The organism is Lacrimispora sp. YZC11, from assembly GCF_057543815.1.
On sequence record NZ_BAAJYQ010000005.1, the window covers coordinates 568,235 to 594,177 of the forward strand.

The window sequence follows — 25,943 nt, forward strand, 5'->3', positions numbered from 1 at the left end:
TCCTTACATAAACTTCCGGTCATAGAGCAGCGCAGCGTTCAGTACCACCAGTACAGAGCCTGCATTATGTACCAATGCACCGCTAACCGGGTTTAGTACGCCTGTTACCGATAAAAGTATGGCGGTAAAATTAATTGCCATTGACACAGCGATGTTAAATTTTATGGTGTGAACCGTAGAATTGGACAGCCTTTTTAAATATGGAATCATTGAAATATCGTCGCCGGCCAAAGCAATGTCTGCCGCTTCGATAGCGATATCACTTCCCATACTGCCCATGGCCACACCTACATCTGCAAGTTTAAGCGCAGGTGCGTCATTGACGCCATCCCCGATCATGCACACCTTTTTTCCTTGTTTTTTAAGTTCCGCAATACTGCTGACTTTATCTTCGGGAAGCAGCCCGGCTTTCACAGTCGAAATACCAGTCCTTTCAGCAAAATATCGTGCCGCTTGAATATGATCTCCGGTCAGCAGCACGACTTGGTTATTCATGCCATGGAGTTCCTTTACCACGCCATGAGCGGTATCCCGCAGCGTATCGGAAAGGGTAATCGCTCCGATTAATGACCTTTCTTTTGCCACAAGTATCATCGCTTTTCCCTGTGAACGAAACTCCTTTAATTTGATGAACGCCAATTCATCCATCGGTATCTCATATTCTTTTAAGAAGCTTACGGTTCCGCATAGCAGTGTCTGTCCGTTGACCGTTGCAGAGATGCCTTTTCCCGGCAGCATCTGAAAATTGTCTGCAGGCCCTATTGTCATCTGCAGTTCATTCGCATGAGCGACAATCGCTTTGGCTAAAGGATGTTCTGAATAGGCTTCCGCAGAGGCCGCCAGGCTTAAAAGCTGTTCTTTCCCTACTTCTTCTTTCAAAGGAACCACATCTGAGACCACTAGATTGCCGTTGGTTAAAGTCCCGGTTTTATCAAAGGCAATGCAATCCACCTTTCCCATATTTTCCAATGCTTCACCGGATTTAATGATAACGCCGTGCTTTGTTGCCTGGCCGATGGCTGCCATAATAGAGGTGGGGGTAGCCAGAGCCAATGCACATGGGCAGAAAACCACAAGGACGGTAACGGCACGGTTTAAAGCTTCCGTGATTTCATATCCAAGGGCCCATGTGATACCAAATGCCGCCGCAGAAATACCTAATGCCACCGGCACAAGCCATGTCGCCCATTTATCCGAAATACGCTGCATAGGCGCTTTTTTATTTTCAGCCTCCTCAACCATTCGGATCAGTTTTTGCAGGGAAGAATCCTCTCCAACCCTTGCCGTAACAATCTCAATCGATCCGAAACGGTTGATGGTTCCGCAGAAAACCTGATCTCCCACGCTTTTATCCACCGGGAGTGATTCTCCGGTTATGATCGATTGATCTATGGATGTGTTTCCCTCTGTTAATTCTCCGTCTACGGGGATTACTTCCCCAGGCAGTATACGAAGGATATCGCCCTTTCTGATCAGTTCCAACGGGATTATTTCCTCCCGGCTTCCCGATGCATCAGTAAGAATTCTTCTTCCAATCATGGGTGTAAGACTGATTAACTGCTTTAATCCCCTTTTTGACCGTTCAACCGTTTTTTCCTCTAAAATTGCACCAATTGCCATGATGAAGGCAACCTCACCGGCAGCAAAGTATTCACCGATGGCAATGGAGGCAGCCATCGCAATAGAGATCAGCAATGCGGAAGAGATCCATTTTTCATATACCAATCTAGTGACTGCAAGAAAAACAAGTGGAAATCCGGATAAAATAATGGTTATCCATGCCGGATTCAAAAGGGATTCCTTCCCCGTCAGCAGCAGTATCAGACTGAGCACCAGAAACGCACCGGAAAATATAGTCATAGTAAGCCCAGCAAATAAGTCGCTTATTTTTTTCAACATGATCTGTCCTCCAAAATTGTCTCTTGATTCTTTTAACATTTTTCAGTACAATAAGTTCATAACAGAACATATTGTTCTTTAAATAGTATAACAATGACACTTAAGCGATACAAGAAACGATTTATTCATAATGTACGATACCGAACAAATCTGCAAAATTGTTCAAAATGGAGAGGTATATGGACAGACGACAAAGAAAAACAAGGGAAGCAATATTCGATGCATTCAGCAAACTGCTGATTCATAACAGCTATTCGCAAATCACCGTGCAGGAAATCATTGATGAAGCCAACGTGGGCCGGACAACCTTCTATGCCCACTTTCCAACAAAGGACGATCTTTTGCGGGAAATGTGTGCGGAACTGTTTGAGCATGTTTTTTCCCAAAAGCCGGAGGCAGAACCGACTCATGACTTTTCAATGGTAACCGGCGATCCAAAGGCGATTGTCACCCATATTCTCTACCACTTAAGAGAGCATGGGCGGACGATGATTATCCTTTTGACCTGCGAAAACGGGGAACTGTTCCAGAGTTACTTTCATCAATACTTCCATGAACTTGTGACGCTGCACATATTTAGTGGGAACACCCGTAAAAATACCATTGTACCGGAAGACTTTCTCATCGATCATATTTCAAGGAGCTTTGTCAATCTGGTACGGTGGTGGCTGAAAAATCATATGAAACAGCCGCCGGAGGAAATCGCAGAATATTTCTGGGCGGTTATACAGCCGGTTGTGTAAGGGAGGAACAATGAGATGACATTACAACAGTTAAAATATTTTATCGAAGTGGCAAACTGCGGTTCTATCAACAAAGCCGCCGAACGATTGTTTATTGCCCAGCCAAGCCTTTCAAACGCTCTCCGGGAATTAGAAGCGGAAATCGGACACGAACTTCTCACCCGGACTCCGAGAGGCATATCTTTAACCACTGACGGTGCGGAGTTTCTGGGTTACGCCCGTCAGGTCGTTGAACAAGCGAGTCTCTTAGAACAACGGTGGCTGAACAAGAAACCGTCACGGCGGCTGTGCTCCATATCCACCCAGCACTACGCCTTTGCTGTGAATGCATTTGTCAATATGGTAAAAAAAACCGATGCAGAAGAATATGAGTACACACTGCGGGAAGCAAGGACTTTTGAGATTGTGGAGGATGTTAAAAACCTGCGCAGCGAACTCGGTATACTCTACATGAACAATTTTAACCGCCAGGTGTTAGAAAAGCTGCTGCGGGAAAACAATCTGACATTTCATCCGCTGTTTAATGCCGTTCCTCATGTTTTTATAAGTGCCTCCAATCCCCTTGCCAGGAAAAAATATGTAACTCTTAAAGACCTGGCTGATTACCCCCGTTTGTCCTTTGAACAGGGAGATTACAACTCCTTTTATTTCTCAGAAGAAATACTCAGCACGGAATACGCCAGGAAAGATATTCACGTCGGTGACAGAGCCACTATTTTTAACCTTATGATAGGGCTTAACGGTTATACTATTTCCACTGGAATTGTGAGCGCAGACTTAAACGGTGATAATATCACGGCAGTGCCTCTCCGCATCAACGATTCGATTGAGGTTGGCTGGATCTCCCACAAAGATATTCATCTGTCACGGCAGGCGGCAATGTACCTTGAGGAATTGAAAGCGGTTGTGGCCGAATACGGCGTTGATATTAAAAATGAGTTATAGTCTAAAGCTATAACTTGGCATATTTTTTTGATGTTACCAATAAGTCCACCTGGGATGGTACAATCAATTTACTAAATTGATGTACCTGATAAAGGAGGCTTTCCCAATGAGCAAAAAATTCCAGACAGTAGGCAGCCTGCTGCGCCCGGCAGCTTTGCTGAAATACAAGAACCAAATTGAAAAGCGGGATGATATTACCTATCCATTCTACAAAGATTTTGAAGGCTATGAACAGTGTGAAGCAGAATCAACGAAAGATGTCGTCGAAAAACAAATCGGACATGGATTAACAGTCATTACCGATGGCGAGTATTCCAAGTCCATGTGGCATCTGGACTTTGTTTGGGGATTTCACGGCGTTAGCCGTTACATTGCTGAACACGGCTACTTTTTCCGTGACAAAGATGATGCAAAGAAATACGAGACCCGCCGGGATATCGGTCTTAAGATCACGGAACCGCTTAGGGGCAGGAATCACCATTTCATCAAAGTTTTTGAGAAGCTTCAGTCCATTGCCGGGGATAGAGAAACAAAGCTTTGCATACCATCGCCGTCCCATATCTTAGGAGAACTGTTATGGTCAGATAACATCGGCGGAAATAATTCTGTTTACAGTAACCCGCAGGAGCTGAAGGCGGGGCTGACTAAAGCGTACATAGAATTCGTAGAGGAATACGCTGCTGCCGGCGGAAAAATCCTGCAGTTTGATGACTGCCTTTGGGAGCTTTTTGCAGACGATAATCCCAATTCCCCATATACGGGTGAACACATCAACCAGGAGGAAGTCAAGGCACTTGCCGTTACATTTATCGAAATCAATAATGCAGTGATTGATTTCGGCCACAGCCTGGGGCTTGCTATGTGGACCCACAACTGCCGCGGTAACTATGATTCACGGAATATGGGCGGCGGCTCCTATGTTAAGATTGCCAACCTGTTTTTAAAACAGTTAAATTATGACCGCTTTTTCCTGGAATGGGATGATGACCGGGCGGGATCCCTTGAAGCGCTAAGAGTTTTTCAGGATAAGCCAGATACAGAGATTGTACTGGGCTTAATGTCATCAAAAACCAATACGCTGGATGACGAAGCCCGTGTGATCCGGTTGCTTAACGAGGCATCTGAAATCATCCCGAAAGACCGCCTGCTCCTCTCTCATCAGTGCGGATTTGCTTCCTGTGATGGCGGCAACGAGCTGACGGAAGAAGAACAGTGGGCAAAAATTGATCAGGGGCAGAGAATCGCTCTGTCATACTGGGGAGAATGAGTTTGAATACTTCTGTGATAGGCTGACAAATCGGCGGGAACCGGAGAATTCTTGGCTGACCAGACTTTTCTTTACTTATAATCCAGCTTAATAGGAATGACAAGTACCGGCAGGAAAACCTGCCGGTACTCATTCTGAATCTCTGTAACACATCCATTTTAGTCTTTATCCTCAACGACAGCAATTCCATCCACTTCAAGCAAGCAGCCTGGACGCCCAACACCTGAAACAAATAAGACCGTGACTAACGGCGGATTATTTAATAAACCAGCCACTTCCTGAAACGCTTTGAAGCCAACTTGCGGGTCGCATCCATTTTGTAAATAAATGTTGAGTTTAACCAGATCTGCAAAGCCTGCATTTTCAGAAGCCAAAATAGTAGCGATATTATGAAGCACTTGCTTTGTCTGTAATTCCAAATCACCGGCTCCAACCAGCTCACCTTTGGAATTAGTCGCATTTTGTCCGCCTATATAAATTGTTTTTGCCTTACCACTTACAGTAATCGCCTGGCTAAATGCTTTTGATACGAATAAACCCTCCGGATTCTTATGCTCCACTTTAAATCCACCCATAATTTCTACTCCTTTCAATAGACCAGATCTTATCCTTCCATAGAAACATTCTTTATTGAATCCATCAACTCAAAAAAATATTCAGTTTTATGTGTCCTGTAAAGATTATACCAGGCATCTAATGTTTTTGCAGAAAATACATCCAAAGCTTTCAGGACATGGAGGGAAAATTCCAGCGGAGCTATTCCGGAAGCAGTTATCAAGTTCCCGTCAGTTACGGCATTCTCCTGCTTATAGTACTGTTCTCCCCCATAGCCTGGGCAGATCATTTTAAGATATTCCAAGTCATTGCTTGTATGCCAGGCTGAATCCAGCAATCCTTTCCGGGCAAGACCCATTGTAGATCCGCAAATAGCAGCCACAATAATACCTTCCTTCAAGCACTGCTCTGCCATAGACAAAATAGGGTCATGAACCTTCTCTGTCCATGTATCTCCGCCAGGTAAAATCAAGGCGTCTGCGTTTTCCATGGTACACTCATCAAGTTCTATATCCGGTAATATTTTTAGGCCTCCCATTGTAATAACAGGAGTCTTTTTAATTCCTACCGTAACGATCTTAGATGGGGCTAAACCTTTCTTATAATATCTTCCGGAGTTCAGTTCCGCAGTTAAATAACCTATTTCCCAATCAGCCATTGTATCAAAAACATAAAGATATACAACGTTTTTATTCATATACATATCCTCCATTTTTTTAGTTTCTAAGCGCGGATCAAACAGCCAGCCGCGAGAAAAAACGATGTTAGCTTTATAATAAAACAACTTCACTGACAACTACTGTCAGTGAAGTTATTAAAATTGATTTTCTATTAATTCCTTATCTATTTTAAGGAAGCGGTTTAGCTTCTCTTCTACATTGAATATTACATTTATAAGATCCAATGTACTGTCATAATGCATAGTTTTGAAATACAGACATCTTATGAAGTTCTTGGAGTTGACTCTTGCAATATACTGTATCCGGTCACTCTGCCATCCAATACATTCGCTTAGCTCTTCAAGCCATATAACGACCTCTTGGTTTGATAAAAGGGTTTCTTTCATAATTCTAAAAACAACACGACAGATACGCTCGTCTTCTTCAGTATGAAGAATATATCTTCCATTATGCAAAATTTTCTTAAAGGCATTTAAAATTTCCTTAATCATATCCTCGTTGCATTCATGGCATTGTACCAACTCATCCATTACATCGGCGCCGTGCGCTGCTGCATGTGCCCATTCTGATTTCTGAATATATCCCCTGAGATCCTTTTCCGAAGTATAGTATTCTATCAGTTTGTTCTTGATATCGGTAAACTCATCAACACTTAACAATGCTTTTTTTCTATGTCTAATTAAAACCAGAACTATGGCCAGCGCTGAAAAAGTCCTTGTAAAAACACTGTCATTCCCGTCGCTGCCTATTTGATAAAATAAATGTTCATTATCCATAAGAACGGAAAGAATATATTTAAGCTGCTCTTCATCGAAAAATTCCTTCACTTCTATCCACTCACTGAAGGTGTTATATATTAAATCATCACGAAACTCGGAATCAATATCACCAATATGGTCAAGCATCTGTAAAACATAATCCCACGGATTCTGTTCTTCTGTTACCCTGTATTGATTTTCCTGGATTTTTCTTAATTCTAATATAAGTTGTTCTCTCTTATTGTTCAAAATCTCTACTCCTCTAATGTGTTTTAATAAATTACGATAAATGCTCTGAATCAATGATAAACCTGTGAACTTTCTATCTATTAAGTGTTCCGGAATTGCAACAGGAAGGCCAAAAAGAATCCTGCCTGACTGATATCCTCTTGACGGAGAAGCATATGTATGAACAAATAAAATGATGATATTCATTATCCATAACATCATGATTTGACTACTTCTATCCGATTTCGTCCATTCCTTTTTGCCGCATACAAAGCATCATCGCTTATTTTATACAGTGTATATATGGAAGTGTTTTCATCTGGAATAACAGTGACGATTCCTATACTTATCGTGTATTTTATAATTTGATCTCTGCCAACGTTAACAGAAGCATTCTCCGCAATCTTTCTTAATCTTTCTGCAACTTCTAAAGCCCCCTTTTCATTCGTTCCCGGAAGGAGTACCGTAAATTCTTCTCCGCCAATTCTGCCAAACAGATCATAATCCCGTAATTGACTTTTTATTTTCACTGCAAAATCTTTTAGTACCATATCTCCTGCAAAATGGCCATGAACATCATTAATATTTTTAAAATTGTCCAGATCAATAAGAAAGAATGAGATAGGCTCCTTTTTTCTTGTAAATAATGAAATGTTCTCTTTTGCCCGTAATAAGAATGCTCTTCGGTTGAATATATCAGTCAGTTCATCATATGTAGCAACCTTAGTTAATTCTAAATCCGATTTTTCCTTTGCCATAAGGATAAAACCAATATTCCCGATTAACATAATCAGATATAAGCAAATAAAAAACAAAACATTGTAAATGTTATTCGACATCAAAGACATGGATTCTCTTAAACTTATTCCCATAAAGGCTCTTAAAATAAGCAAAATAAATTCTGCCAAATAAATAAAAGCAACCGTCTTTTGTAAAACCGAAGAATTTTTATCCGTTAATAATACATAGATCGGGAAGCACCAAAGTATAATCATACTGATGGACATAATTGAAACCCGCACACCCTCCACATTATGCAGCAATATGGCTAGATGGATCATCACAATAGAAATGGCGGCAGCAATAAAATATGCCCGTTTTATCAATTTGTTACAGCGTTTTTTTATAATTAAGAACGCAATAATCTGCATAGTCTGAGCAATAATTAAAAAGGAATTACCAAGCGATATTGAAATAAATATATTGATGATGTCCCGTAACCCAAGAAGAACCCATGCAAAAGTATCGAATAGTCTTGCAAATAAAAATATATATAAAGAAGAATCCTTTTTATGTTGGATCATGTAGGCGATACCTAATATTCCAGAAAAAAGATGACCTATAACAATTGCGAATATAAGAGTTTTTATGCTGAAGTCTAAACTCATTTTATTGCTCCCCACCTTCATGTTGAAGTTCCAAGCTGAAATTATAAACAATTAACATTTTTAACAAGCTGGACTTGAAGCCTTTGCTCTTAACAATTTAATACTTCGGATAATTCCAAGTATATTTGTCCTCTGAACGATTACCATTATAATCCATAATTACATTAACTAAAAGTTAAAATAGGTTTCTATGAAAATGTTTTACGCCTTCTTATAAGTGTTACAACTTCCACATGTCATGAGATCCTGCCTGAATTACTCTCCCCCTTCATATACCTTCATCATTAAATATTCATCAATTCCTTTACGATAAAGGCTTGGAATTGTCCCCAGGTGCTTATACCCTGATTCCTCATAAAATATCTTTGCTCTTGGATTATAATCCCCAACCAATAAGAATATTTTATCTCTGGTTTTAAAAAGCATATCTTCTATAAACTCCAGTAATTTTTTTCCTATCCCTTTTCCCCTGTATTCCTCTTTCACAGCAATGAGATGCAGGTAATGATATGCATGAAAGGCACCTTCCGGGATAAAATATGCAAAACCGGCGCATTCACCGGTGCACAGAACAACATACAAAGTTCCTCTGTTTATTCCTTCCATCACTGCATTCTTTCTGCTCTCTTCCGATTGAAAATAAGCCGAACACATTGTCGAATTTTCCATTGCTTTTATACAACTATCTAAATATTCTACAGTTCCTTTTTTAAATTGTATGTCCACACTCTGCCCCTCCCCTGATATCTGAAACTATTTCATCGTTCTTATTGAAATCAAGAATTATCGAATGTTCCTTGTTACGTCGTACGGTTGGCAGTACCCCAATCACACATGGTATCAAGAATTGGAATCAGGGATTTGCCGCGTTCGGTTAAGCTGTATTCAACCTTAGGCGGAATTTGTGGATATTCCTCCCGATGGACAAGCCCGTCAGCTTCCAATTCTTTCAGCATTGTACTCAAAGTCTTATATGATATTGTTTTGATGTACTTTCTCATTTCATTATATCTTACTACTCCAAACTCCATCAAACAATATAATATTACCATTTTATATTTTCCATTGATCAGAGATAAGGTATAACTAAAACCTGTATTCTCCAAATCTTCAGCTTTTGAAATATACGAAAAACTCATTTTACACTCTCCTTTTCGTAAGTACTATACCTTAATACCAGTATTGAACATTATTGTGCGTACTTGAATTATAGCTAGTTTACAATATAATTAAAGCAGACATACCGGTTGGTGTCAACATGCTCTTGCAATAAACACCGCCCGGCTTTGTCATCAATCATTGCAGAAAGGTGGATAATATGAAAAAAAACAAAAAAATCGTTATAATTACCGGCAGTCCGCGAAAAAGCGGCAACAGCTTCGCTATGGCGGAGGCATTCACCAAGGAGGCCGAAAAGAAAGGGCACAGTATCACGCGCTTTGATGCAGCCGATATGACTATTAAGGGATGTACCGCTTGCGATACCTGTTATAATACAGGCAAGGCTTGTAGTTTTGATGATGATTTTAATAAAATAGCTCCTGCACTTGAAGAAGCTGACGCAATTGTTTTTGCCACACCTCTGTATTGGTATTCATATCCGGCTAAATTGAAAGCCGTAATTGATAAGTTTTACGCGTTTATAGCTGGCAAGAGAGGTGTTGGAAATAAGGAATGTGCACTCATCGTCTGTTGCGAAGATAAAGACATGCCAATGTTTGACGGAATCCACTTTTCTTACAAGCAGACCATTGACTTACTTCAATGGAAATCAGTTGGCGAGGTTTTTGTGCCATCGGTTGCTGCACCTGGGGATATTTACAAGACAAATGGGATTGAACAAGCCATAGCATTAGCAGATAAGTTCTAAGATAAAAAAATGGCCGTTAACAGAAATGAAACGTGTAATTTGGCGGCTGCAAAGCGTTGCGCCTGATAATGGTTTGACAAAGCGGCTTTGAGATCACAGTCAAAGCCGCTGTCGGCAGAAGGTAATTCTTTATGCTTCTAAAATCCCTTTCCAGTCGATATCTGCTGCAAGTCCGGGCGCTGAATGATCTGCACGCAGCTGTGCATACTCTGACCCGACTCCCAGGGTTTTCATATGTACTGCCTTACCGGCAGCTATACCAGCCATTGAATCCTCTACTACAAGGCAGTCTTCATTCTTTAAACCCAGTTTATTTGCAGCAATTTCAAATACTTCAGGATCCGGTTTAGACCTTGTAATATCAAGTCCACAGCTTACCTTGTCAATGTAAGGAAGAAGTCCTGTTTTTTCAAGAATAAGTGGTGCATTCCTGCTCACTGAACCTACACCTATTAATATTCCTTTGCTTTTTAACATTTTTAAACACTCTATAGCCCCGGGAAGGATGGCCTGCTCATCCAACTTCTTTAAGAGTTCTTTATAATAATTATTTTTTCTCTCAGCAAACTCCTCTTTTTCTCCCTGGGTATATATTATACTTCCCTTTCCCAGTACCACTTCGAGAGATTCCATTCTGCTGATACCTTTTTGCTTCTTGTTATCTTCCTTTGTGAATTTATCAATACCAAGTTCTTCTGCCAGCATCTTCCATGCTTTAAAATGCAATTCGTCCGTGGATACCAATACTCCGTCTAAATCAAAAATCACTCCGAGAATCATAATTATCTCTCCTTATATTCAGCCTGATAAGTAAATTTATTTGAAGCAGCAACCTATAATACGGATACTTCTTCTTGTAATAGGAAAACCTTTTTAAATTATAATGCCTGCGCTTTGGGTCACTCATTTAATCTGTACATTCTCTTTCAATTATGCTAAACTATTACTAATTTGGTTTAACATTAAACTTGCTAAGGAAAGGAACATAAAAATGGCCACAATAAAAGATATTGCACAGGCTGTAGGGGTAAGCTGCACCACCGTCTCCAATGTAATTCATGGAAGGGCCGGACGTGTATCAACAGAGACCATTACCCGTATTAATGAAGCCATCGATCAATTGGGTTATGTTCCGAATATGTCCGCCCGCGCTCTGGTGTCAAGCTCCTCTAAAGTTATCGGGATGATCAGTCACCTTACTTCAAATAAAAAAGAAAGTATTGTAGAAGATCCCTTTCATTCTGCATTCATAGGTTCCATTGAAAAAACCTTAAGGGAAAACGGTTATTATTTAATGCTCCGTACCGTAGAGACCACTTCGGATTTAATGAATTTCCTTCATAACTGGAATGTTGACGGTCTTTTTTGTACCGGTGTATTCCAGGATGAATTTTTTGAAGCACTTACTAATCTAAAAATACCTGTGGTATTAATTGATAGCTATGTAGCTCATCCGAATATCTGCAATGTGGGCCTGCAGGACTATGACGGCGGATATACCGCCACTAAATATCTCATAGATAAAGGTCATAAAGATATCGCTTTTGCCTCTCCTACCATCAGAAAAAAGGGCGTTGTTTACGAACGTTTTCAGGGTTATAAAAACGCTCTGGCGGATGCAGCCATTCCTTTTCGTAAAAATCTGGTATTCGAACAGGAACTTGATACGGCAACAACCATAACCCTTGGCACACAATTGGCTGCCAGAAATGATATAACAGCCATATTTGCTACAGCGGATATTTTGGCCGCGGGAATCATGGCAGGTCTTAAACAAGCCGGTAAAAGAGTCCCTGAAGATTTTTCCGTCATGGGCTTTGATGATATTAACCTATGTCAGCTTACATCACCAAGACTTACCACCATTCATCAGGATGCTCCTTTAAAGGGCAAACTGGCTGTTTACTTCCTTATGGATAAACTTGACAGCAAACCGATACCAAACAATGAGATCATTCTTCCTATTCATCTTGTTGAAAGAGAAAGTGTGATATCACTCTAATATTAGTAAGAAGGGAATGTTAATACGCATTCCCTCTCCTCATTTTTATCTGATTTTTTCTACCTGTGCCTCATCCTTAGTTACAGTAATCTGATACAAATCTCCCAGATAATAAACCTTAAAGCTTAATCTGATCCAGGCGGAAGGAAGCCGGGGGGCTGCTTTAAGCTCTCCATCCTCTATCCGCAGACCGGCAAACCCTTCCGCCGCAGTCATATAAGCTCCTCCGCTGGCTGCTGGATGGGTGCCGCCAATATAGATAAGTCCGGCCCATTGCTTCCCGCCGTCTCCAAGATCTGCTCTGGCTGACTTGATAAAGAAAGGATAGGCCTTATCTGCCATACCGCATTTGCAGGCAAGCATGGAATACATGCAGGCACTTAAGGAAGAACCGTGTTCCGTCCTGGGCTCATAATAAGTCCAGTTTTTATTAAGTGTATCAGCATCATACTCTTCGGAGAATAGATTGATCATGGTTACAACATCCGCCTGCTTTATGATCTTAGTATGGGATGCCACACCATAAGCTCCTCCCCAGTATTCTTTTTCGTGAAGAAGTCTTTCCTTTACCTCGGTGATTGAAACTTCTTCCAGTTGTTTATAGCCGTCAAACTGTTCAATAATACCGGTTCTTTCATCGGGTAAAGGGATGTAAAGATGTTCTGCTGCATCCTGCAGTCTCTCAAGCAGCTCTTTCTTCTGTGATGAATTTTTATTTACTTCTTTCATTTCTTCTTTCAAAATCTCGACTGCTGCATCAAAGGTATACTTAGCCATTCGATTCGTATAGGCATTATTGTTTACTCTCTCATGGTACTCATCCGGACCGATTACATCCCAAAGCTCATAACGCTCATCTTTGATTCTCTTGATTAAAAGGCTGTAGTAGAATTTCGCACATTCCAATATAACTTCCGCTCCGCCCTCTGACAGCAAATCTCTTTTCCCGGTAAATAAGGTATAACGCATAATACCGTAAACCACTGCTGCCGATATATGGATCTGCTTATCCTTAAAATAAGTTCTCATCGGACGGCCGGTAAATACATCTGTTACATTGTAATCAGAGCAGGCATCATATCCGCCCTCCTGACTCTCCCACGGGTAAAAGGCACCGTCAAACCCATAGCTCTCAGCCTTCTTTTGGGCACCAGGCAGCGTATCAATACGGTATTTTAACAGGGTTTTAGCTACTTGAGGCTCTGTAAAGAGGAAAAAATCCAGCATAAACATCTCGGTATCCCAAAATACCGCGCCCTTATAGGTCTGGCCTGATAGGCCTCTGGCTGCGATGGACAGGCTTTCAGAGTGTCTTGGCGCAATGCTGTGAAGATGGTAAAGAGAATAGTTAAGAGCTTCCATTGCCTCATCGTCTCCTTCAATTGATACTTCTGAGACTTTCCATTTCTCTTCCCAGCTGTTTTTATGCTCTGACAGCAGCTTTTCATATCCTGCTTCCTTTGCCATCAGTGCAAGCTTTTCTGCATCTGCCTTATAGTTCTCACCGTCTTTACTGGTATAAACAGCTATGTATTTATAAAAACTGTACTGCCCACCAGCTTTTAAAGGCATGGTGATACGACGAATTACTTTTCTGTCACCACTGCTGACCATCTGATCTGTTTTCTTAAGAAGTTCAATGGCCTCAAACACGGCCACATGATCCTGATTCTCATGCGTAGTACCGAATGCAAACAGGCATTCATTCGAAGAACCGGTATCTACGCTGTCATAATGAGGACCGTTAATATCCCAGACATCAGCATCAATACCTGTTATAACCTCTGCCTCTCCGTCAAAGGAAGGAGTAAGTGTTACCTTTAAGGCTATCAGGTGTTTTTCTTCCATACTTGCAAATCTTTCCGTCTGTAACGATATGCTTCCTTTTTTAGTCTGAAATACAGTCTCACGGCCGAATAGTCCGTGTCTGTAGCTCAGGGTCATCTTATGGGACATCCACTCCTTTTTTAGCAGGCTATATTCTTCCCCTTCTATCAGAAGTCTGGTATATAGGCCATTGGGAGCATTTAGCGGTTCTCTCCAGCCATTTCCTGCCAGATCATAAATGCCTGCCAGATTCACTGCAGGAAACTGTTCTTTTGTGTACTCCTCCAGTGTTCCCCTGATTCCCATATAACCATTGCCGATTAGAAATTTATTTCCCAGATTCGTTGCTTTCTTCGAGTCATATCCATTCTCTTCGATCTTCCAGCTAATCATGTATCATTCCTCTCAATCTGCCGCTTAAGCAGCATAAAATCTAACGGAATGAGCCGCCATAGGGCGGCTCATTACCTAACGGATTACAGGAACTACCACTTCTTCCTGACCTATGGTATATTCTTTTTCATAAATCAGAATCTTAATTCCGCTGCCCTTCTTAGAGGATATTCTCATATGGTCCTTGTCAATTGCTACGAATAAGATATCTCCTTTCAAATGGACCCGAAAGGAGTATCCTTCCCACTGCACCGGCAGAGAAGGCGCAAAGGTTAGTTCTTTCCCGTCAGATCTCATTCCTCCGAATCCGTATACAATATTCATCCAAGCTGCTGCAATGGAAGTGGTATGCAGTCCTTCCCCGGTATTTCTGTTATAGTTATCAAGATCCATTCTGGTTGCAAAACCAAAGAATTTATATGCTTCCTCCTCTTTTTTAAGCTGAGAGGCCAAAATGGAGTGAACCGATGGGGAAAGTGAGCTTTCGTGGATACATCTGGGTTCATAGTAGTTATAATTACTTTCCAACTGTTCCCTGGTAAAATCTTTGTTGTAAAGGAGCATCATCATTAAGACATCAGGCTGCTTTAACATGTTATTGCGGTATATTCTGTCATAAGTCCAATGGTGGTAAAGAGGAAATTCTTCCATGGGTATTTTATCGATGTCAATATGAGGAAGATTAAAATATCCCTCATGCTGTTCAAAAATTCCTGTTTCTTCCTGATAAGGAATGTACATATTTTCTGCTATCTTTCGAAAATTCTCAATTTCTTTCTCTGTCAGTTCCCTGTCCTTCGTGACAGCGTCATAGATTTCAGGTGCCGTTTCAGAGCATCTTTTTAATACATCCAAAGTGTATTCCAGAGTTTTCTTCCCCATATAATTGGTATAGCAGTTATTATTTACCATCATCTGGAACTCATCCGGCCCCATAACTCCATAGAATCCGTAGCGGGTACCGTCACCGCTCCAATCCCCTCTGGAAACCAGCATTCGGCTGACCTCAATCAGAATCGGAAGACCTTTTTCAAAAATAAACCCGTTGTCGCCTGTAATATTCTCATAATGCCAGTAACCGTAAGCGACTGCCGTGGATGCTTGCAGCTGCAGACTTGCATGCTGCCAGAGAGAACAGCATTCTCTTCCTGTTATTGTAGCGATTGGATAGAAGGCCCCTTCACAGTCAAGAGCTTTCGCCCTGTCCATGGCTTCTGATAGTGTCAGATAACGGAACTCCAGCAAATGCTTCGCTGCCTGGGGATTGTTAAAGATATAAAATGGCAGACAGTATGCTTCCGTATCCCAGAATGTGTTGCCGCTGTAAGCTTCTCCTGTTAATCCTTTCGCACCAATGATCGTTCCTTTATCCGCACCGTGATAAGTCTGATGCAGCTGGAATATACAGTATCTGATCCCCTGCTGATTCAGCTCATCTCCTTTTATCTCTATATCGGATTCCTGCCATGCCGCATCCCACCATGTAAGAGTATCCTCTTTTAATTTCCTATAAGTCAATGCACCTAAAACGGCTGCATTATCTTCACATTTCTTTTTAAAAGCTTTCTTATCAGCCTCCGCCGTACCCTTTCTGCTGATATTTCTGATAATCTTGATGAATTCCAATTCTTTTCCTTCTTCAATAGAAAGTGTGAATTTTCTGATGTATTGTTTCTCTTCCCGGTCATCTTCCTTATTTGCATAATCACAGCGGAACTTGCAGCTTACCAAAAGAGACTGATCTGTATCAATGGTATTTCCAAGCATACTGATTGTATTTTCATCTGCCGACTTAGACACTACATTCCACATATTGCGTCCTGTCATTTGATGAATTCCGGAAAAATCAATGCCAGAATGAAGCGTTATTTCTCCTGAAAAGTTAAGAGGAGTTATGATTATTTTCTGCGCTGCGGTCTCTGCCTCTTTCATAGACAGAAAGCGTGTAAATTCAAGCCTTATTTCCTTGCCGCTTGTTAATACCCATAGATAGGATCTGGTCAGAATGCCACTTTTTAAATCTAATTCCCTGTAGAAGTCTTTAAACTGTACCGTGTTTAAATCTAATAATTCTCCGTCTGCTTCTATCCGGGTATATAACCAGTCTGCGGAATTTACGATAAACTCTGTTTTATCTGCAATTCCTTTATAACTTGGTTTTTCAAGCTGCGTCCTTTCATAAATGCCGTTAAAATAATTTCCGATTAGGCTGTTGCCGGAATATCCTTCCTCAAAACTGCCTCTGGTACCCATGTATTCATTACCCAGTGAAAAAACAGATTCAGAAACTAATGCATAATCCTTGTTAAATCCCTCTTCGGTAATTTTCCACGGGTGTACTTTATAATAAATATCTGCTGATTTTGCCATATTCTACCCCTTTAATGCTCCTGCTGCTGCACCTTCTGTTATTTGTTTCTGGAATAATGTAAATAATACGATAGGAGGTATTATTGAGAATGCTACTGCTCTTAATATTTCTACGTCCGTTGCATTGGATGTGCGGAACATAAACAGTCTTACCATCACCGTTTCCTTACCGGAACCATTAAGTACCAGGTAAGGAAGAAGGAAATCAGACCAGGCAGCATTGATTGCAAAGATAACCACCACTACGACAATGGACTTTGACAGGGGAAGTACGATTCTGGCAAATGTCTTTAAATAACTGCATCCGTCTAACTTGGCTGCTTCAATTAATTCCTGGGGCAGACTTTCAAAGAACTGTTTAAATAATATTACATAAAATGCATTTGCTCCAAATGACAGCCAAAGCGGTAAAAAGGATTGATTCAATCCGATTCTGTTAATGTTGACAAATAAAGCTACAACACTGGTTGTGGTGGGAATCAAAAGACTCCACATAACCAGTCCGAAAACGATTTTATGTCCCTTGGGTTTTATAATGCCAAGTACATACGCGATAAGACCATTAAAAATAACAGCACTAACAACACTGCCCAACACTGAAGTAAACGAATTAATATAAAACTTACCGAACTTTAAATCATTCCATGTCTTTATATATGTACTAAAATCAAAATTGGAAGGCAGGAGTGTTGCGCTTCTTCTAAACTCCTTAATATCCTTAAAACTCGCTAAGAATACCCATAAAAGGGGAAACAAAGAAGAAATAACAATGCCAATACATAACAAATAAATAATGATAAGCAATGTTCTGGTGCGTTTGGAATGAAGGTCATAAAAACGGACGACTCCGTCTTCTTTTTTTCTGTAACTGTCAAAAAACATTCAAATCCCCCCTAATCTTCTTTTGATGCGGTTAACTTAAAATACAGGCCGCTTAGAACAATTAATACAATACTCATCATAACGGATAATGCAGCCGCCATAGGATAATTAAAATCTCTGAAGGCGTAATTGTATACCAATTGCATAATAGAAATACTTGCATTATTAGGTCCGCCATTTGTCATAACCAGCGGTTCATAAATAATCTGGAATACTGCAATAATTTGAAGAATCAGCAATGTCTTACCAAGAGCAAAAATATTTGGAATGGTTATATAACGCATTCTATTTATAATTCCTGCACCATCTATGGTAGCTGCTTCATATAGCTCAGGATTGATGTTGGATATACCCGCCATATAAATAAATGCAGTGGAACCGGCACCTTTCCAGGTCATCACAGCTACAATTAAAGGTATCGTCCACTTAGGATTCGTAAGCCATACCTGCGGAGCTACACCAATCTTATCCAAAAGAATGTTTAAAACACCGGTATTGCCGGGACGGAAAAAGAATCCCCACATCAAAACCATAGCAATCCCCGGCATGACATTGGGGAAATATACACCAACGCGGAAAAAGCTCTTTAAAAATGTTGTTTCTGTTATCAGAATTGCCAGTACGATAGGTACAAAAAATCCAATAATCAAGGACCATAAAATATAGACAAAGGTGTTGGAAAAAGCCGCAAGAAAGTCCGGATGCTTCAGAACGTTTGCATAATTCTGAAAGCCCACAAACTCCTGGAGGCGAATTCCTTTCGCTGTGTAAAGAGAGAGCCGGATACTTTCAATCAATGGCTCCCACACAAAAAATGCAAATAACAGGATTGTAGGCAGCATGATAAACCATCCTGTCAGATCTCTTCTTTTAATCCCCGTCCGCTGTGTCTTTTTTGCCAAATCATGTTTCATTTCAGCCACGTTATCTGCCCTCCTTAAGTTTTTTAATATCTCATAAGAGCTGATGGGCATCTCGCAAAAGATCCCCATCAGCCTTATTGCTTTATTTATTTGTTGACTTTCTGGTCTAACATCTTTTGATAGTTATCGTTTGCTGTTTTCATAAGAGCTGGAATATCTGCATTCTTATCTGTGATAACTGCCTGAAGAACTTTTGTAAGCTCCGCATATAAATCCTGTGCGGAACCGGGTTCTTCTGCTCTTAAGTTGCCGTTTGTTTTGATAATATTAAAGTAATCATTAAAAAGCTTCATATCAACGTTACTGTATTCTTCGGTTACCGCATTTTCAGCGTCCAGAACCTTCTGATCCACCCAGCAAGGGAAACGGGGAATTACGGGCACATGGTTATTAATCTTGTTCTGGTCATCCGCCTTCATGCCAGCGATTGCTACCTCTGTTGCAACGGGTGCTTTCCCCATTATTTCAAGGTAATCAAGAGCTGCTTTAATCTGATCAGGTGTTGCATCTTTTGAGAACATATAAGGTGTACCACCGGATAAGGAGTACTGTCCTTTCGGTCCCGCTGGTATAGGAACAATAGATAACTTATCAACAGGAAGACCGTTAACCTGTGTAGGCTGGTTTACCGCGTCATTTGCTGCGATATACATCGCTGCTGTTCCTGTTCCCAAAGCACCGAAACCTGTTCCCCAGTCTTCATTCGTAGGATCAGCGGTAAGCACGTCATAATCCCATTTTAAAGATTTTACATATTCCATAGCTGCAATCGCCTCAGGGCTATTTACATTAGCAACATATTTTCCGTCCTTTTCAAGAGTGAACGTTGCACCAAATCCCCAGGCTATGTTGCTGAAGTGCCAGCCGCCTGCACCATCTTTTGCTAATAGGCAAAAACCTGCCTGACCAGTCTTATCTTTGATCGTCTTTGCTGTTTTAGCAAGTTCATCCCAGGTCTTAGGATACAGAGGATATCCATTTGCATCAACTAAACCGGCTTCTTCAAAAAGTTCAACATTAAGCATCAGACCAAGTGCGTATCCATCGCGGGGAAGTCCATAGATCCTGCCGTCTTTGGAAAGCATATCACGGATAGAGGGATTCATTGCGGTATCCCAGCCCCTTGCCTTTAATTCATCTGTAATATCAGCCACAAAACCGCCATTAATTAACTTCTGCGGCTCTGTAAACCATGTATCAAAAATAGTCGGTAAATTACCTGACTCTGCTAAAGATACGAAAGTATCCGTTGCGTATTTGTAATATGCAGGAATTATTTCTACGTTAGGGTGAGTCTCATTGAAGGTTTTTACATATCCTTCATGAAGCTTAACATCATCTGTCAATGTATCTTCAGGCCAGATACCAAGCTTAATCTGGAATTTCTCAGCAGATGCCCCCGTAGTTGTTCCCTCTGCTGACGATCCTTCTGCAAGTGTCTCTTCTTTTTTGCATCCGACTAACGTTGTTGCAGCTAGCAGCAGACACAAGAGCAAACTAACAAGTCTTTTGGTTTTTTTCATAAATCTTCCCCTTCCTTTAATAGGCTTTTATATAGTTTTACGTTAAACTTTGTCCATATCATGTTATGTATTGTTGATTTAACGTTAAACCTATTATAGCAGTAGTGAATTTTGTTGTCAATAAGTTTTGATTATAATTTATTATTGTATATATTGCACGAAACGACATAATCCTATCGACTAATCTCTTATCTCCCATACCACTGATAGGAGGACATTCTGTTAGTCTTTCCTTAATTTTCGTAATAATAATCTGTTGAATTTCAATCGAATCCATTACATTGCCTTCCTCCTCTTCCGAAAACTATGTTAAGTATTTTAATAAAGAGCAACCTGCTATATGTGAAACTAACAAATATTAAGACGCCATTTCACTCCTGATATCCATTGCATCCTTTAATAACCGGTTAGCCGCGTACTTTGCTTGGAAGCAGCTTTCCAAACTGATAAATTAGTATCTTCATTCTAATTTGGGATCCATGCAAGCACACTGCGCTTGTCCATGCAAAACAAAGAACAGCTATTATATCCCTTTTTAAATTACTATAAAAGAATATTTTTAGTTGACAAATACAAAACAAGTAGTATAATGACTCTTAATTGAATAATATCTTCAGGGCAGGGTGAAATTCCCTACCGGTGGTAAAGCCCACGAGCCGCAAGGCATGATTCGGTGTAATTCCGAAGCCGACAGTAAAGTCTGGATAAAAGAAGATGATAAGTCACAGTATTTTGTGTGTATGTAAATTTGCTCTGGAACAATTTTTCGTTCCAGAGTTTTTTATTTGTAGTATATACCCTTCATGCGTGTGATGCTTTATATGCCTTGAACGACTTTGTTCAAGGTATTTTGTTTTTTAGGAGGTGCTGCATGACTGACACAGAATATATGAGATTTGCTTTACAACTTGCAGAAAAAGGCTGCGGTTGGACAAATCCAAATCCCATGGTTGGAGCAGTTATTGTAAAAGACGGTAAGATGATTGGACAGGGATATCACCAAAAATACGGGGAGCTCCATGCGGAACGCAATGCCCTGGCAAGCTGCGACTCATCGCCAGAGGGCGCAACCATGTATGTGACGCTGGAGCCTTGCTGCCATACTGGCAAAACGCCTCCCTGCACCGATGCGATCCTGGAAAGCGGTATCCGCCGTGTGGTAATCGGTTCCTGTGATCCAAACCCGCTTGTATGGGGAAAAGGCATTGAGCTGTTACGTTACTGTGGAATCGAGGTGACGAAGGGAATTTTAAAAGAAGAATGTGACGCTCTCAACCAAAGCTTCTTTCACTACATCCAATACAAAACACCCTATGTGATCATGAAGTACGCCATGACTCTGGACGGGAAAATTGCGACACACACCGGAAAATCCCAATGGATCACCGGTGAAGCGGCACGGCACCGCGTTCATGAGGACCGGCACCGCTATTCTGCCATTATGGTGGGGGTCGGCACGGTCCTTGCGGATGACCCGCTGCTGACATGCCGGCTGGAAAACAGCAGAAACCCGCTCCGCATTGTCTGTGACACCCATCTTAAAACGCCCTTAAGCGCAAGGCTTGTTACTACCGCCGGCACTGCCGCTACCCTCCTTGCTACGGCAATTACGGACCATGACAAACATCGTCCGTATCTGGATGCAGGCTGTAACATTTTGGTACTACCTCATAAAGAAGGGCATATCGATTTAAACTGCCTTATGGCAGCTCTGGGCGAAAGAAAAATTGACAGCGTTTTGCTGGAGGGCGGCGGCACCTTAAACTGGTCTGCCCTGCAAAGCGGAATCGTCCAGAAAGTACAGACCTACATTGCTCCTAAGCTATTTGGAGGCAGCGGAAAAACCCCGGTAATGGGCCATGGCGTAGATAGCCCCGATCAGGCGTTTCATCTGGGCAAACCGACTGTCTCATGGATTGAGGAGGATATTTTATTGGAAAGCGAGGTAATCAGGTGTTCACAGGAATCATAGAAGAAACCGGCAAAATCCAAACCATCCTCAAAGGCGCAGAATCTTCTTTTATCTCTGTTCAGGCAAAGGAAATTATGCAGGATGTACGACTCGGGGACAGTATCGCTGTCAACGGTGTCTGCCTTACGGTTACAGCCTTTTCTCAAGGCGGATTTACTGCCGATGTTATGAACGAAACCTTTAACCGTTCCTCTCTTGGCAGTTTATCAACGGGAAGCCCTGTCAATCTGGAACGGGCAATGCCGGCTAACGGAAGATTCGGAGGACATATTGTTTCAGGTCATATCGATGGCACCGGAACGGTATCTGCCATTCAAAAAGACGATAATGCCGTTTGGTACACGATCAAAACCACCCCAGATATTCTGCGGTACATCATTGAAAAAGGATCTGTTGCTATTGACGGAATCAGCCTTACAGTAGCAAAAGCAGAAAGGGACCGCTTCAGCGTTTCTGTCATACCCCATACGGCATCAATGACCATTTTGCCTGGAAGGCGTGTTGGTGATACTGTCAATCTTGAAAACGACTGTATCGGTAAATACGTGGAACGGCTGATGGGCATTCAGCAGGCTAAAAATAATATCACAACCGACTTTCTTATGAAATACGGCTTTTAGGAGGAATCAAGATGTTTCAATACAACAACATAGAAGAAGCACTGAATGAACTGCGGCAGGGCAAAATTGTGCTTGTGACAGACGATGAAAACCGGGAAAATGAAGGAGATTTTATTTGTGCCGCTGAGTTTGCCACCACGGAAAATGTGAATTTTATGGCTATACACGGCAAAGGTCTCATCTGCATGCCGATGAGCGCGGAGCTTTGTAAAAAGCTGAAACTCCCTCAGATGGTCTCTGATAACAACGATAACCACGAAACAGCCTTTACTGTATCCATTGATCATGCGGATACCTCCACCGGAATTTCTGCGGCAGAACGCAGTCTTACTGCCATGAAATGCGTGGAGGAGAAAGCAAGGCCAGAGGATTTCCGCCGGCCCGGTCATATGTTCCCTCTGCTGGCCAGAAAAAACGGCGTATTGGAACGAAACGGCCATACGGAAGCCACCGTGGATCTGATGCGGCTGGCGGGCTTAAAGGAATGCGGTCTGTGCTGCGAGATCATGCGTGAGGACGGAACCATGATGCGCACCCCGGAATTATTGGAATTGGCGCAAAAATGGGGCCTTAAGATCATTACTATAAAAGACTTACAGGAATACCGTAAGAAAAATGATAAGCTTGTTGAACAGGTTACTTGTGCAGATCTTCCGACAAAATACGGTGATTTCAAGGTCTATGGGTACATCAGCAAGCTCAACGGTGAGCATCATGTCGCTTTAGTAAAGGGTGAGATCGGCGATGGTCAAGATCTTTTATGCCGTGTTCATTCCGAGTGCCTTACCGGTGACGCTTTCGGTTCCGAGCGCTGTGATTGCGGACAGCAGTTTGCTGCAGCAATGACACAAATCGAGAAGGAGGGCCGCGGGATTCTGCTATATATGCGTCAGGAGGGCCGCGGGATCGGACTGATCAATAAACTGCGTGCCTATGCCCTTCAAGATAAGGGTATGGATACCTTAGAGGCTAATCTCGCTCTTGGCTTTAAGGGGGATATGCGGGAGTATTTTATCGGTGCACAGATTTTGCGTGACCTTGGAGTAAAAACATTGCGTCTGCTCACGAACAACCCGGACAAAATCTATCAGCTTTCTGGTTTTGATATGGAGATTACAGAGAGGGTTCCCATCCAGATGGATGCTACTGCACACGATCTCTATTATCTGAAAACCAAGCAAGAAAAAATGGGTCATATTTTGAATTATTAATATATTTCTAAAGGAGAGCTTACAATGAAAACATTTGAAGGAAAACTCGTATCAAAGGATATTACGATCGGCATTGTAGCCGCACGTTTCAACGAATTTATAACTGCTAAACTGTTAGGCGGTGCCTTGGATGGACTAAGGCGCCATGAGGTCAGCGATGACAGCATAGAAATCGCATGGGTTCCCGGAGCTTTTGAAATTCCGCTGATTGCCTCTAAAATGGCAAAAAGCGGGAAATACGATGCGGTGATCTGCCTTGGTGCAGTCATTCGCGGCAGCACTTCCCACTATGATTATGTGTGTAATGAGGTGTCCAAAGGCATTGCCGGTATCTCCTTAAACAGTGGAATTCCTGTTATGTTTGGTGTGCTGACCACAGAAAACATCGAGCAGGCCATTGAACGTGCCGGCACCAAGGCCGGCAACAAAGGTTTTGACTGTGCCGTCGGAGCCATTGAGATGGTCAACCTCATCCGTGAAATTGAAGGTCTTTAAGACAAGAGCAAATGATCCATTCTATAGAAAATGCGGCGGGTAAAGACACTGATTCCCATCATGATCAATGCAGCCATGTAAAAAGGAAGGTAAGTACTGCTTCCTATCTTTTCAAATACAATACCGTAGATGAACTGTCCAAGAGGATTTGTACAAATACAAACACACATTACACAAGAAATGACTTTCCCAGTTAATTCTATGGGCGTTAAAATCTGAAGATATGTCATTATTTGTATTTGGAATAATGTTGACAACGTCAACATTAGGGCACATCCCATTAACATGACAATATAGATTTCCATTGGACCCCTTAGGAATTGCAGTGCACCTCCTGCTAAAAGAATGGACAGCGCACACCCCATTAATAGAAATGGACCCGACTTTGATTTTACCTTTTTTGATAATAATCCAGCAAGCAGACCTCCTAATATACATCCGGCAGCGATTATACCCTGCGCAAATCCGTATAACCGATTGGCAGTATTAGAAGCAAATCCTAAGTGTTGAGTAATCAGAACCGGAACTCCTATTAAAACCAAAGAAGTCAGAAAAAGATTGATAGAAGCAAAAATTAATGACAGCTTCCACAAAACCGGCTGCTCCTTAAACATAAAACTAAAACTTACTTTTAAGTCGTTGCATGCAGTAATGAACATGTTTCCTTTTACCTGTCTTTTTTCAAATGGAATATGGATAAACATTTCCATTACTGCAGACACGAAAAAGCAACCAATACTTACATATAGAATAGGTGCTAATCCAACAATAGAAAATAATATACCTCCAACTACCGGCCCAACCATACCCGCCAAGGAACTTATTAAATCAACAACGGAATTTGCCTGCATGATATTTTCTGTATCTACCAGAACAGGTACACTTGCCTTTACTGCTGGTTGATATGCGCCCTGTATACCATACAGAATGATCATTGTTATTGTCATAAGCGGCACAACATCTATTTTCCCTACCAACAGGCAAAACAGGAAAATAAGTATTGCTGTACCAAAATCCAGAATCACCATGATGTTTCTCTTGTTAACACGGTCAGCTATGATTCCTCCTATCGGAAACAGTAAAATCATAGGAATAAAAGAGCAAGCCAGAATTGTCCCAAACAAAACAGAGGAACCCGTTTGATTTAGCAGGTAAAGAGGAAGTGCATACCTTAAAATTTGATTTCCAAATAAGGAAATAATCTGACCTATTGCTACCAGTAAAAAATCTTTTGAAAATATCGCTTTATTTTGCATAATTATTGTTCTCCTTTCGAGACGCTTTTGTGTCCTAGGAAACATACTTTATCACATTTTTGTGTCCTTGTCAACAAAATAATAGCAATAAAAATGCAGCCCGCTCTCAATAGAGTTGGGCTGCATTTTTATTGCG

At 41.4% G+C, this 25,943-nt stretch carries 24 protein-coding genes and 1 riboswitch; of the genes, 9 read left to right on the forward strand and 15 right to left on the reverse strand.

Annotation, left to right across the window (positions count from 1 at the left end):
* Positions 1–3: 3 nt before the first annotated feature.
* A complete protein-coding gene (locus tag AC27IJ_RS05735) occupies positions 4–1,899 on the reverse strand; it encodes a heavy metal translocating P-type ATPase (RefSeq protein WP_312501904.1) in 1,896 nt (631 codons plus the stop codon).
* A gap of 179 nt (positions 1,900–2,078) precedes the next feature.
* On the opposite strand from AC27IJ_RS05735, the gene AC27IJ_RS05740 reads away from it, so the two are divergent.
* The 3 genes from AC27IJ_RS05740 (at position 2,079) to AC27IJ_RS05750 (ending at position 4,854) form a co-directional block, all read left to right on the forward strand.
* Entirely contained in the window at positions 2,079–2,642 is a 564-nt protein-coding gene (locus AC27IJ_RS05740) for a TetR/AcrR family transcriptional regulator (protein ID WP_312441567.1), read from the forward strand.
* A gap of 15 nt (positions 2,643–2,657) precedes the next feature.
* Positions 2,658–3,587: a LysR family transcriptional regulator gene (locus tag AC27IJ_RS05745; protein ID WP_487147919.1), complete on the forward strand. Its 930-nt coding sequence runs from the start codon at positions 2,658–2,660 to the stop codon at positions 3,585–3,587.
* A 106-nt stretch (positions 3,588–3,693) separates the two neighbouring features.
* Complete coding sequence (locus tag AC27IJ_RS05750) at positions 3,694–4,854, forward strand: cobalamin-independent methionine synthase II family protein (protein ID WP_487147921.1); 1,161 nt, start codon at positions 3,694–3,696, stop codon at positions 4,852–4,854.
* Positions 4,855–5,012: 158 nt separating this feature from the next.
* Here AC27IJ_RS05750 and AC27IJ_RS05755 read toward each other — a convergent pair whose 3' ends face one another.
* From AC27IJ_RS05755 to AC27IJ_RS05780, 6 genes are all read right to left on the reverse strand, one after another.
* Positions 5,013–5,429 (reverse strand): RidA family protein, encoded by a 417-nt coding sequence (locus tag AC27IJ_RS05755; protein ID WP_312441563.1) that lies wholly within the window; start codon positions 5,427–5,429, stop codon positions 5,013–5,015.
* 29 nt (positions 5,430–5,458) lie between these two features.
* Positions 5,459–6,112 carry a type 1 glutamine amidotransferase family protein gene (locus AC27IJ_RS05760; RefSeq protein WP_487147924.1) on the reverse strand — a complete coding sequence of 218 codons (654 nt, stop codon included), beginning with the start codon at positions 6,110–6,112 and terminating at the stop codon, positions 5,459–5,461.
* Between the two features lie 111 nt (positions 6,113–6,223).
* Entirely contained in the window at positions 6,224–7,282 is a 1,059-nt protein-coding gene (locus tag AC27IJ_RS05765) for a DUF2785 domain-containing protein (protein WP_487147926.1), read from the reverse strand.
* Positions 7,283–7,293: 11 nt separating this feature from the next.
* Positions 7,294–8,463 (reverse strand): GGDEF domain-containing protein, encoded by a 1,170-nt coding sequence (locus AC27IJ_RS05770; RefSeq protein ID WP_312501902.1) that lies wholly within the window; start codon positions 8,461–8,463, stop codon positions 7,294–7,296.
* Positions 8,464–8,718: 255 nt separating this feature from the next.
* Positions 8,719–9,189, reverse strand: coding sequence for a GNAT family N-acetyltransferase (locus AC27IJ_RS05775; RefSeq protein WP_312441558.1), 471 nt, complete (start codon positions 9,187–9,189; stop codon positions 8,719–8,721).
* A 74-nt stretch (positions 9,190–9,263) separates the two neighbouring features.
* Complete coding sequence (locus AC27IJ_RS05780; RefSeq protein ID WP_312441557.1) at positions 9,264–9,602, reverse strand: winged helix-turn-helix transcriptional regulator; 339 nt, start codon at positions 9,600–9,602, stop codon at positions 9,264–9,266.
* A 179-nt stretch (positions 9,603–9,781) separates the two neighbouring features.
* Here AC27IJ_RS05780 and AC27IJ_RS05785 point away from each other — a divergent pair, with 179 nt between their 5' ends.
* A complete protein-coding gene (locus AC27IJ_RS05785; protein WP_312441556.1) occupies positions 9,782–10,333 on the forward strand; it encodes a flavodoxin family protein in 552 nt (183 codons plus the stop codon).
* Positions 10,334–10,462: 129 nt separating this feature from the next.
* Here the strand turns inward: AC27IJ_RS05785 and pgmB are convergent, their stop codons facing one another.
* Entirely contained in the window at positions 10,463–11,113 is a 651-nt protein-coding gene (gene pgmB, locus AC27IJ_RS05790; protein WP_312501899.1) for a beta-phosphoglucomutase, read from the reverse strand.
* 211 nt (positions 11,114–11,324) lie between these two features.
* On the opposite strand from pgmB, the gene AC27IJ_RS05795 reads away from it, so the two are divergent.
* Complete coding sequence (locus AC27IJ_RS05795; RefSeq protein ID WP_312441554.1) at positions 11,325–12,335, forward strand: LacI family DNA-binding transcriptional regulator; 1,011 nt, start codon at positions 11,325–11,327, stop codon at positions 12,333–12,335.
* Positions 12,336–12,380: 45 nt separating this feature from the next.
* On the opposite strand, the gene AC27IJ_RS05800 is transcribed toward AC27IJ_RS05795, so the two are convergent.
* The 6 genes from AC27IJ_RS05800 to AC27IJ_RS05825 all read right to left on the reverse strand — a co-directional run bounded on the left by AC27IJ_RS05800 (position 12,381) and on the right by AC27IJ_RS05825 (position 20,530).
* Positions 12,381–14,555 carry a glycosyl hydrolase family 65 domain-containing protein gene (locus AC27IJ_RS05800; RefSeq protein WP_487147931.1) on the reverse strand — a complete coding sequence of 725 codons (2,175 nt, stop codon included), beginning with the start codon at positions 14,553–14,555 and terminating at the stop codon, positions 12,381–12,383.
* 75 nt (positions 14,556–14,630) lie between these two features.
* Positions 14,631–16,925: a glycoside hydrolase family 65 protein gene (locus tag AC27IJ_RS05805; RefSeq protein ID WP_487147933.1), complete on the reverse strand. Its 2,295-nt coding sequence runs from the start codon at positions 16,923–16,925 to the stop codon at positions 14,631–14,633.
* 3 nt (positions 16,926–16,928) lie between these two features.
* Positions 16,929–17,807: a carbohydrate ABC transporter permease gene (locus AC27IJ_RS05810; protein WP_312441549.1), complete on the reverse strand. Its 879-nt coding sequence runs from the start codon at positions 17,805–17,807 to the stop codon at positions 16,929–16,931.
* An 11-nt stretch (positions 17,808–17,818) separates the two neighbouring features.
* Positions 17,819–18,721, reverse strand: coding sequence for a carbohydrate ABC transporter permease (locus AC27IJ_RS05815; protein WP_312441913.1), 903 nt, complete (start codon positions 18,719–18,721; stop codon positions 17,819–17,821).
* Between the two features lie 95 nt (positions 18,722–18,816).
* On the reverse strand, positions 18,817–20,253 hold the full coding sequence (locus tag AC27IJ_RS05820) for an ABC transporter substrate-binding protein (protein ID WP_312441548.1): 1,437 nt from the start codon (positions 20,251–20,253) through the stop codon (positions 18,817–18,819).
* A 58-nt stretch (positions 20,254–20,311) separates the two neighbouring features.
* The gene (locus tag AC27IJ_RS05825; RefSeq protein ID WP_487147936.1) at positions 20,312–20,530 is read right to left on the reverse strand and encodes a hypothetical protein; all 219 of its coding nucleotides are present in this window, start codon (positions 20,528–20,530) and stop codon (positions 20,312–20,314) included.
* A gap of 328 nt (positions 20,531–20,858) precedes the next feature.
* Positions 20,859–20,973, forward strand: a riboswitch (FMN riboswitch).
* Between the two features lie 151 nt (positions 20,974–21,124).
* On the opposite strand from AC27IJ_RS05825, the gene ribD reads away from it, so the two are divergent.
* From ribD to ribH, 4 genes are read left to right on the forward strand one after another with little or no spacing between them, the layout of a single operon-like run.
* Positions 21,125–22,225, forward strand: coding sequence for a bifunctional diaminohydroxyphosphoribosylaminopyrimidine deaminase/5-amino-6-(5-phosphoribosylamino)uracil reductase RibD (gene ribD, locus AC27IJ_RS05830; RefSeq protein WP_487147938.1), 1,101 nt, complete (start codon positions 21,125–21,127; stop codon positions 22,223–22,225).
* Positions 22,207–22,845, forward strand: a complete 639-nt coding sequence (locus AC27IJ_RS05835; protein WP_487147940.1) for a riboflavin synthase — start codon at positions 22,207–22,209, stop codon at positions 22,843–22,845. Before ribD ends, AC27IJ_RS05835 begins: the two co-directional genes overlap by 19 nt.
* A gap of 11 nt (positions 22,846–22,856) precedes the next feature.
* A complete protein-coding gene (locus AC27IJ_RS05840; protein WP_312441539.1) occupies positions 22,857–24,056 on the forward strand; it encodes a bifunctional 3,4-dihydroxy-2-butanone-4-phosphate synthase/GTP cyclohydrolase II in 1,200 nt (399 codons plus the stop codon).
* Positions 24,057–24,080: 24 nt separating this feature from the next.
* Positions 24,081–24,551: a 6,7-dimethyl-8-ribityllumazine synthase gene (gene ribH, locus AC27IJ_RS05845; RefSeq protein WP_312441537.1), complete on the forward strand. Its 471-nt coding sequence runs from the start codon at positions 24,081–24,083 to the stop codon at positions 24,549–24,551.
* Here ribH and AC27IJ_RS05850 read toward each other — a convergent pair.
* Positions 24,548–25,807 (reverse strand): MFS transporter, encoded by a 1,260-nt coding sequence (locus AC27IJ_RS05850; RefSeq protein WP_312441535.1) that lies wholly within the window; start codon positions 25,805–25,807, stop codon positions 24,548–24,550. The two genes, ribH and AC27IJ_RS05850, sit on opposite strands and share 4 nt — an antisense overlap.
* Positions 25,808–25,943: the final 136 nt, after the last annotated feature.

Excerpts from the sequence above, each read along its gene's own strand:
- AC27IJ_RS05785 (WP_312441556.1), top strand. The coding sequence starts at position 9,782 with ATGAAAAAAAACAAAAAAATCGTTATAATTACCGGCAGTCCGCGAAAA.
- AC27IJ_RS05825 (WP_487147936.1), bottom strand. The coding sequence starts at position 20,530 with ATGGATTCGATTGAAATTCAACAGATTATTATTACGAAAATTAAGGAA.
- AC27IJ_RS05805 (WP_487147933.1), bottom strand. The coding sequence starts at position 16,925 with ATGGCAAAATCAGCAGATATTTATTATAAAGTACACCCGTGGAAAATT.
- AC27IJ_RS05750 (WP_487147921.1), top strand. The coding sequence starts at position 3,694 with ATGAGCAAAAAATTCCAGACAGTAGGCAGCCTGCTGCGCCCGGCAGCT.
- AC27IJ_RS05755 (WP_312441563.1), bottom strand. The coding sequence starts at position 5,429 with ATGGGTGGATTTAAAGTGGAGCATAAGAATCCGGAGGGTTTATTCGTA.
- AC27IJ_RS05820 (WP_312441548.1), bottom strand. The coding sequence starts at position 20,253 with ATGAAAAAAACCAAAAGACTTGTTAGTTTGCTCTTGTGTCTGCTGCTA.
- ribH (WP_312441537.1), top strand. The coding sequence starts at position 24,081 with ATGAAAACATTTGAAGGAAAACTCGTATCAAAGGATATTACGATCGGC.
- AC27IJ_RS05795 (WP_312441554.1), top strand. The coding sequence starts at position 11,325 with ATGGCCACAATAAAAGATATTGCACAGGCTGTAGGGGTAAGCTGCACC.
- AC27IJ_RS05810 (WP_312441549.1), bottom strand. The coding sequence starts at position 17,807 with ATGTTTTTTGACAGTTACAGAAAAAAAGAAGACGGAGTCGTCCGTTTT.
- AC27IJ_RS05745 (WP_487147919.1), top strand. The coding sequence starts at position 2,658 with ATGACATTACAACAGTTAAAATATTTTATCGAAGTGGCAAACTGCGGT.
- AC27IJ_RS05850 (WP_312441535.1), bottom strand. The coding sequence starts at position 25,807 with ATGCAAAATAAAGCGATATTTTCAAAAGATTTTTTACTGGTAGCAATA.
- pgmB (WP_312501899.1), bottom strand. The coding sequence starts at position 11,113 with ATGATTCTCGGAGTGATTTTTGATTTAGACGGAGTATTGGTATCCACG.
- AC27IJ_RS05740 (WP_312441567.1), top strand. The coding sequence starts at position 2,079 with ATGGACAGACGACAAAGAAAAACAAGGGAAGCAATATTCGATGCATTC.
- AC27IJ_RS05770 (WP_312501902.1), bottom strand. The coding sequence starts at position 8,463 with ATGAGTTTAGACTTCAGCATAAAAACTCTTATATTCGCAATTGTTATA.
- AC27IJ_RS05840 (WP_312441539.1), top strand. The coding sequence starts at position 22,857 with ATGTTTCAATACAACAACATAGAAGAAGCACTGAATGAACTGCGGCAG.
- AC27IJ_RS05765 (WP_487147926.1), bottom strand. The coding sequence starts at position 7,282 with ATGAATATCATCATTTTATTTGTTCATACATATGCTTCTCCGTCAAGA.
- ribD (WP_487147938.1), top strand. The coding sequence starts at position 21,125 with ATGACTGACACAGAATATATGAGATTTGCTTTACAACTTGCAGAAAAA.
- AC27IJ_RS05735 (WP_312501904.1), bottom strand. The coding sequence starts at position 1,899 with ATGTTGAAAAAAATAAGCGACTTATTTGCTGGGCTTACTATGACTATA.
- AC27IJ_RS05800 (WP_487147931.1), bottom strand. The coding sequence starts at position 14,555 with ATGATTAGCTGGAAGATCGAAGAGAATGGATATGACTCGAAGAAAGCA.
- AC27IJ_RS05760 (WP_487147924.1), bottom strand. The coding sequence starts at position 6,112 with ATGTATATGAATAAAAACGTTGTATATCTTTATGTTTTTGATACAATG.
- AC27IJ_RS05815 (WP_312441913.1), bottom strand. The coding sequence starts at position 18,721 with ATGAAACATGATTTGGCAAAAAAGACACAGCGGACGGGGATTAAAAGA.
- AC27IJ_RS05780 (WP_312441557.1), bottom strand. The coding sequence starts at position 9,602 with ATGAGTTTTTCGTATATTTCAAAAGCTGAAGATTTGGAGAATACAGGT.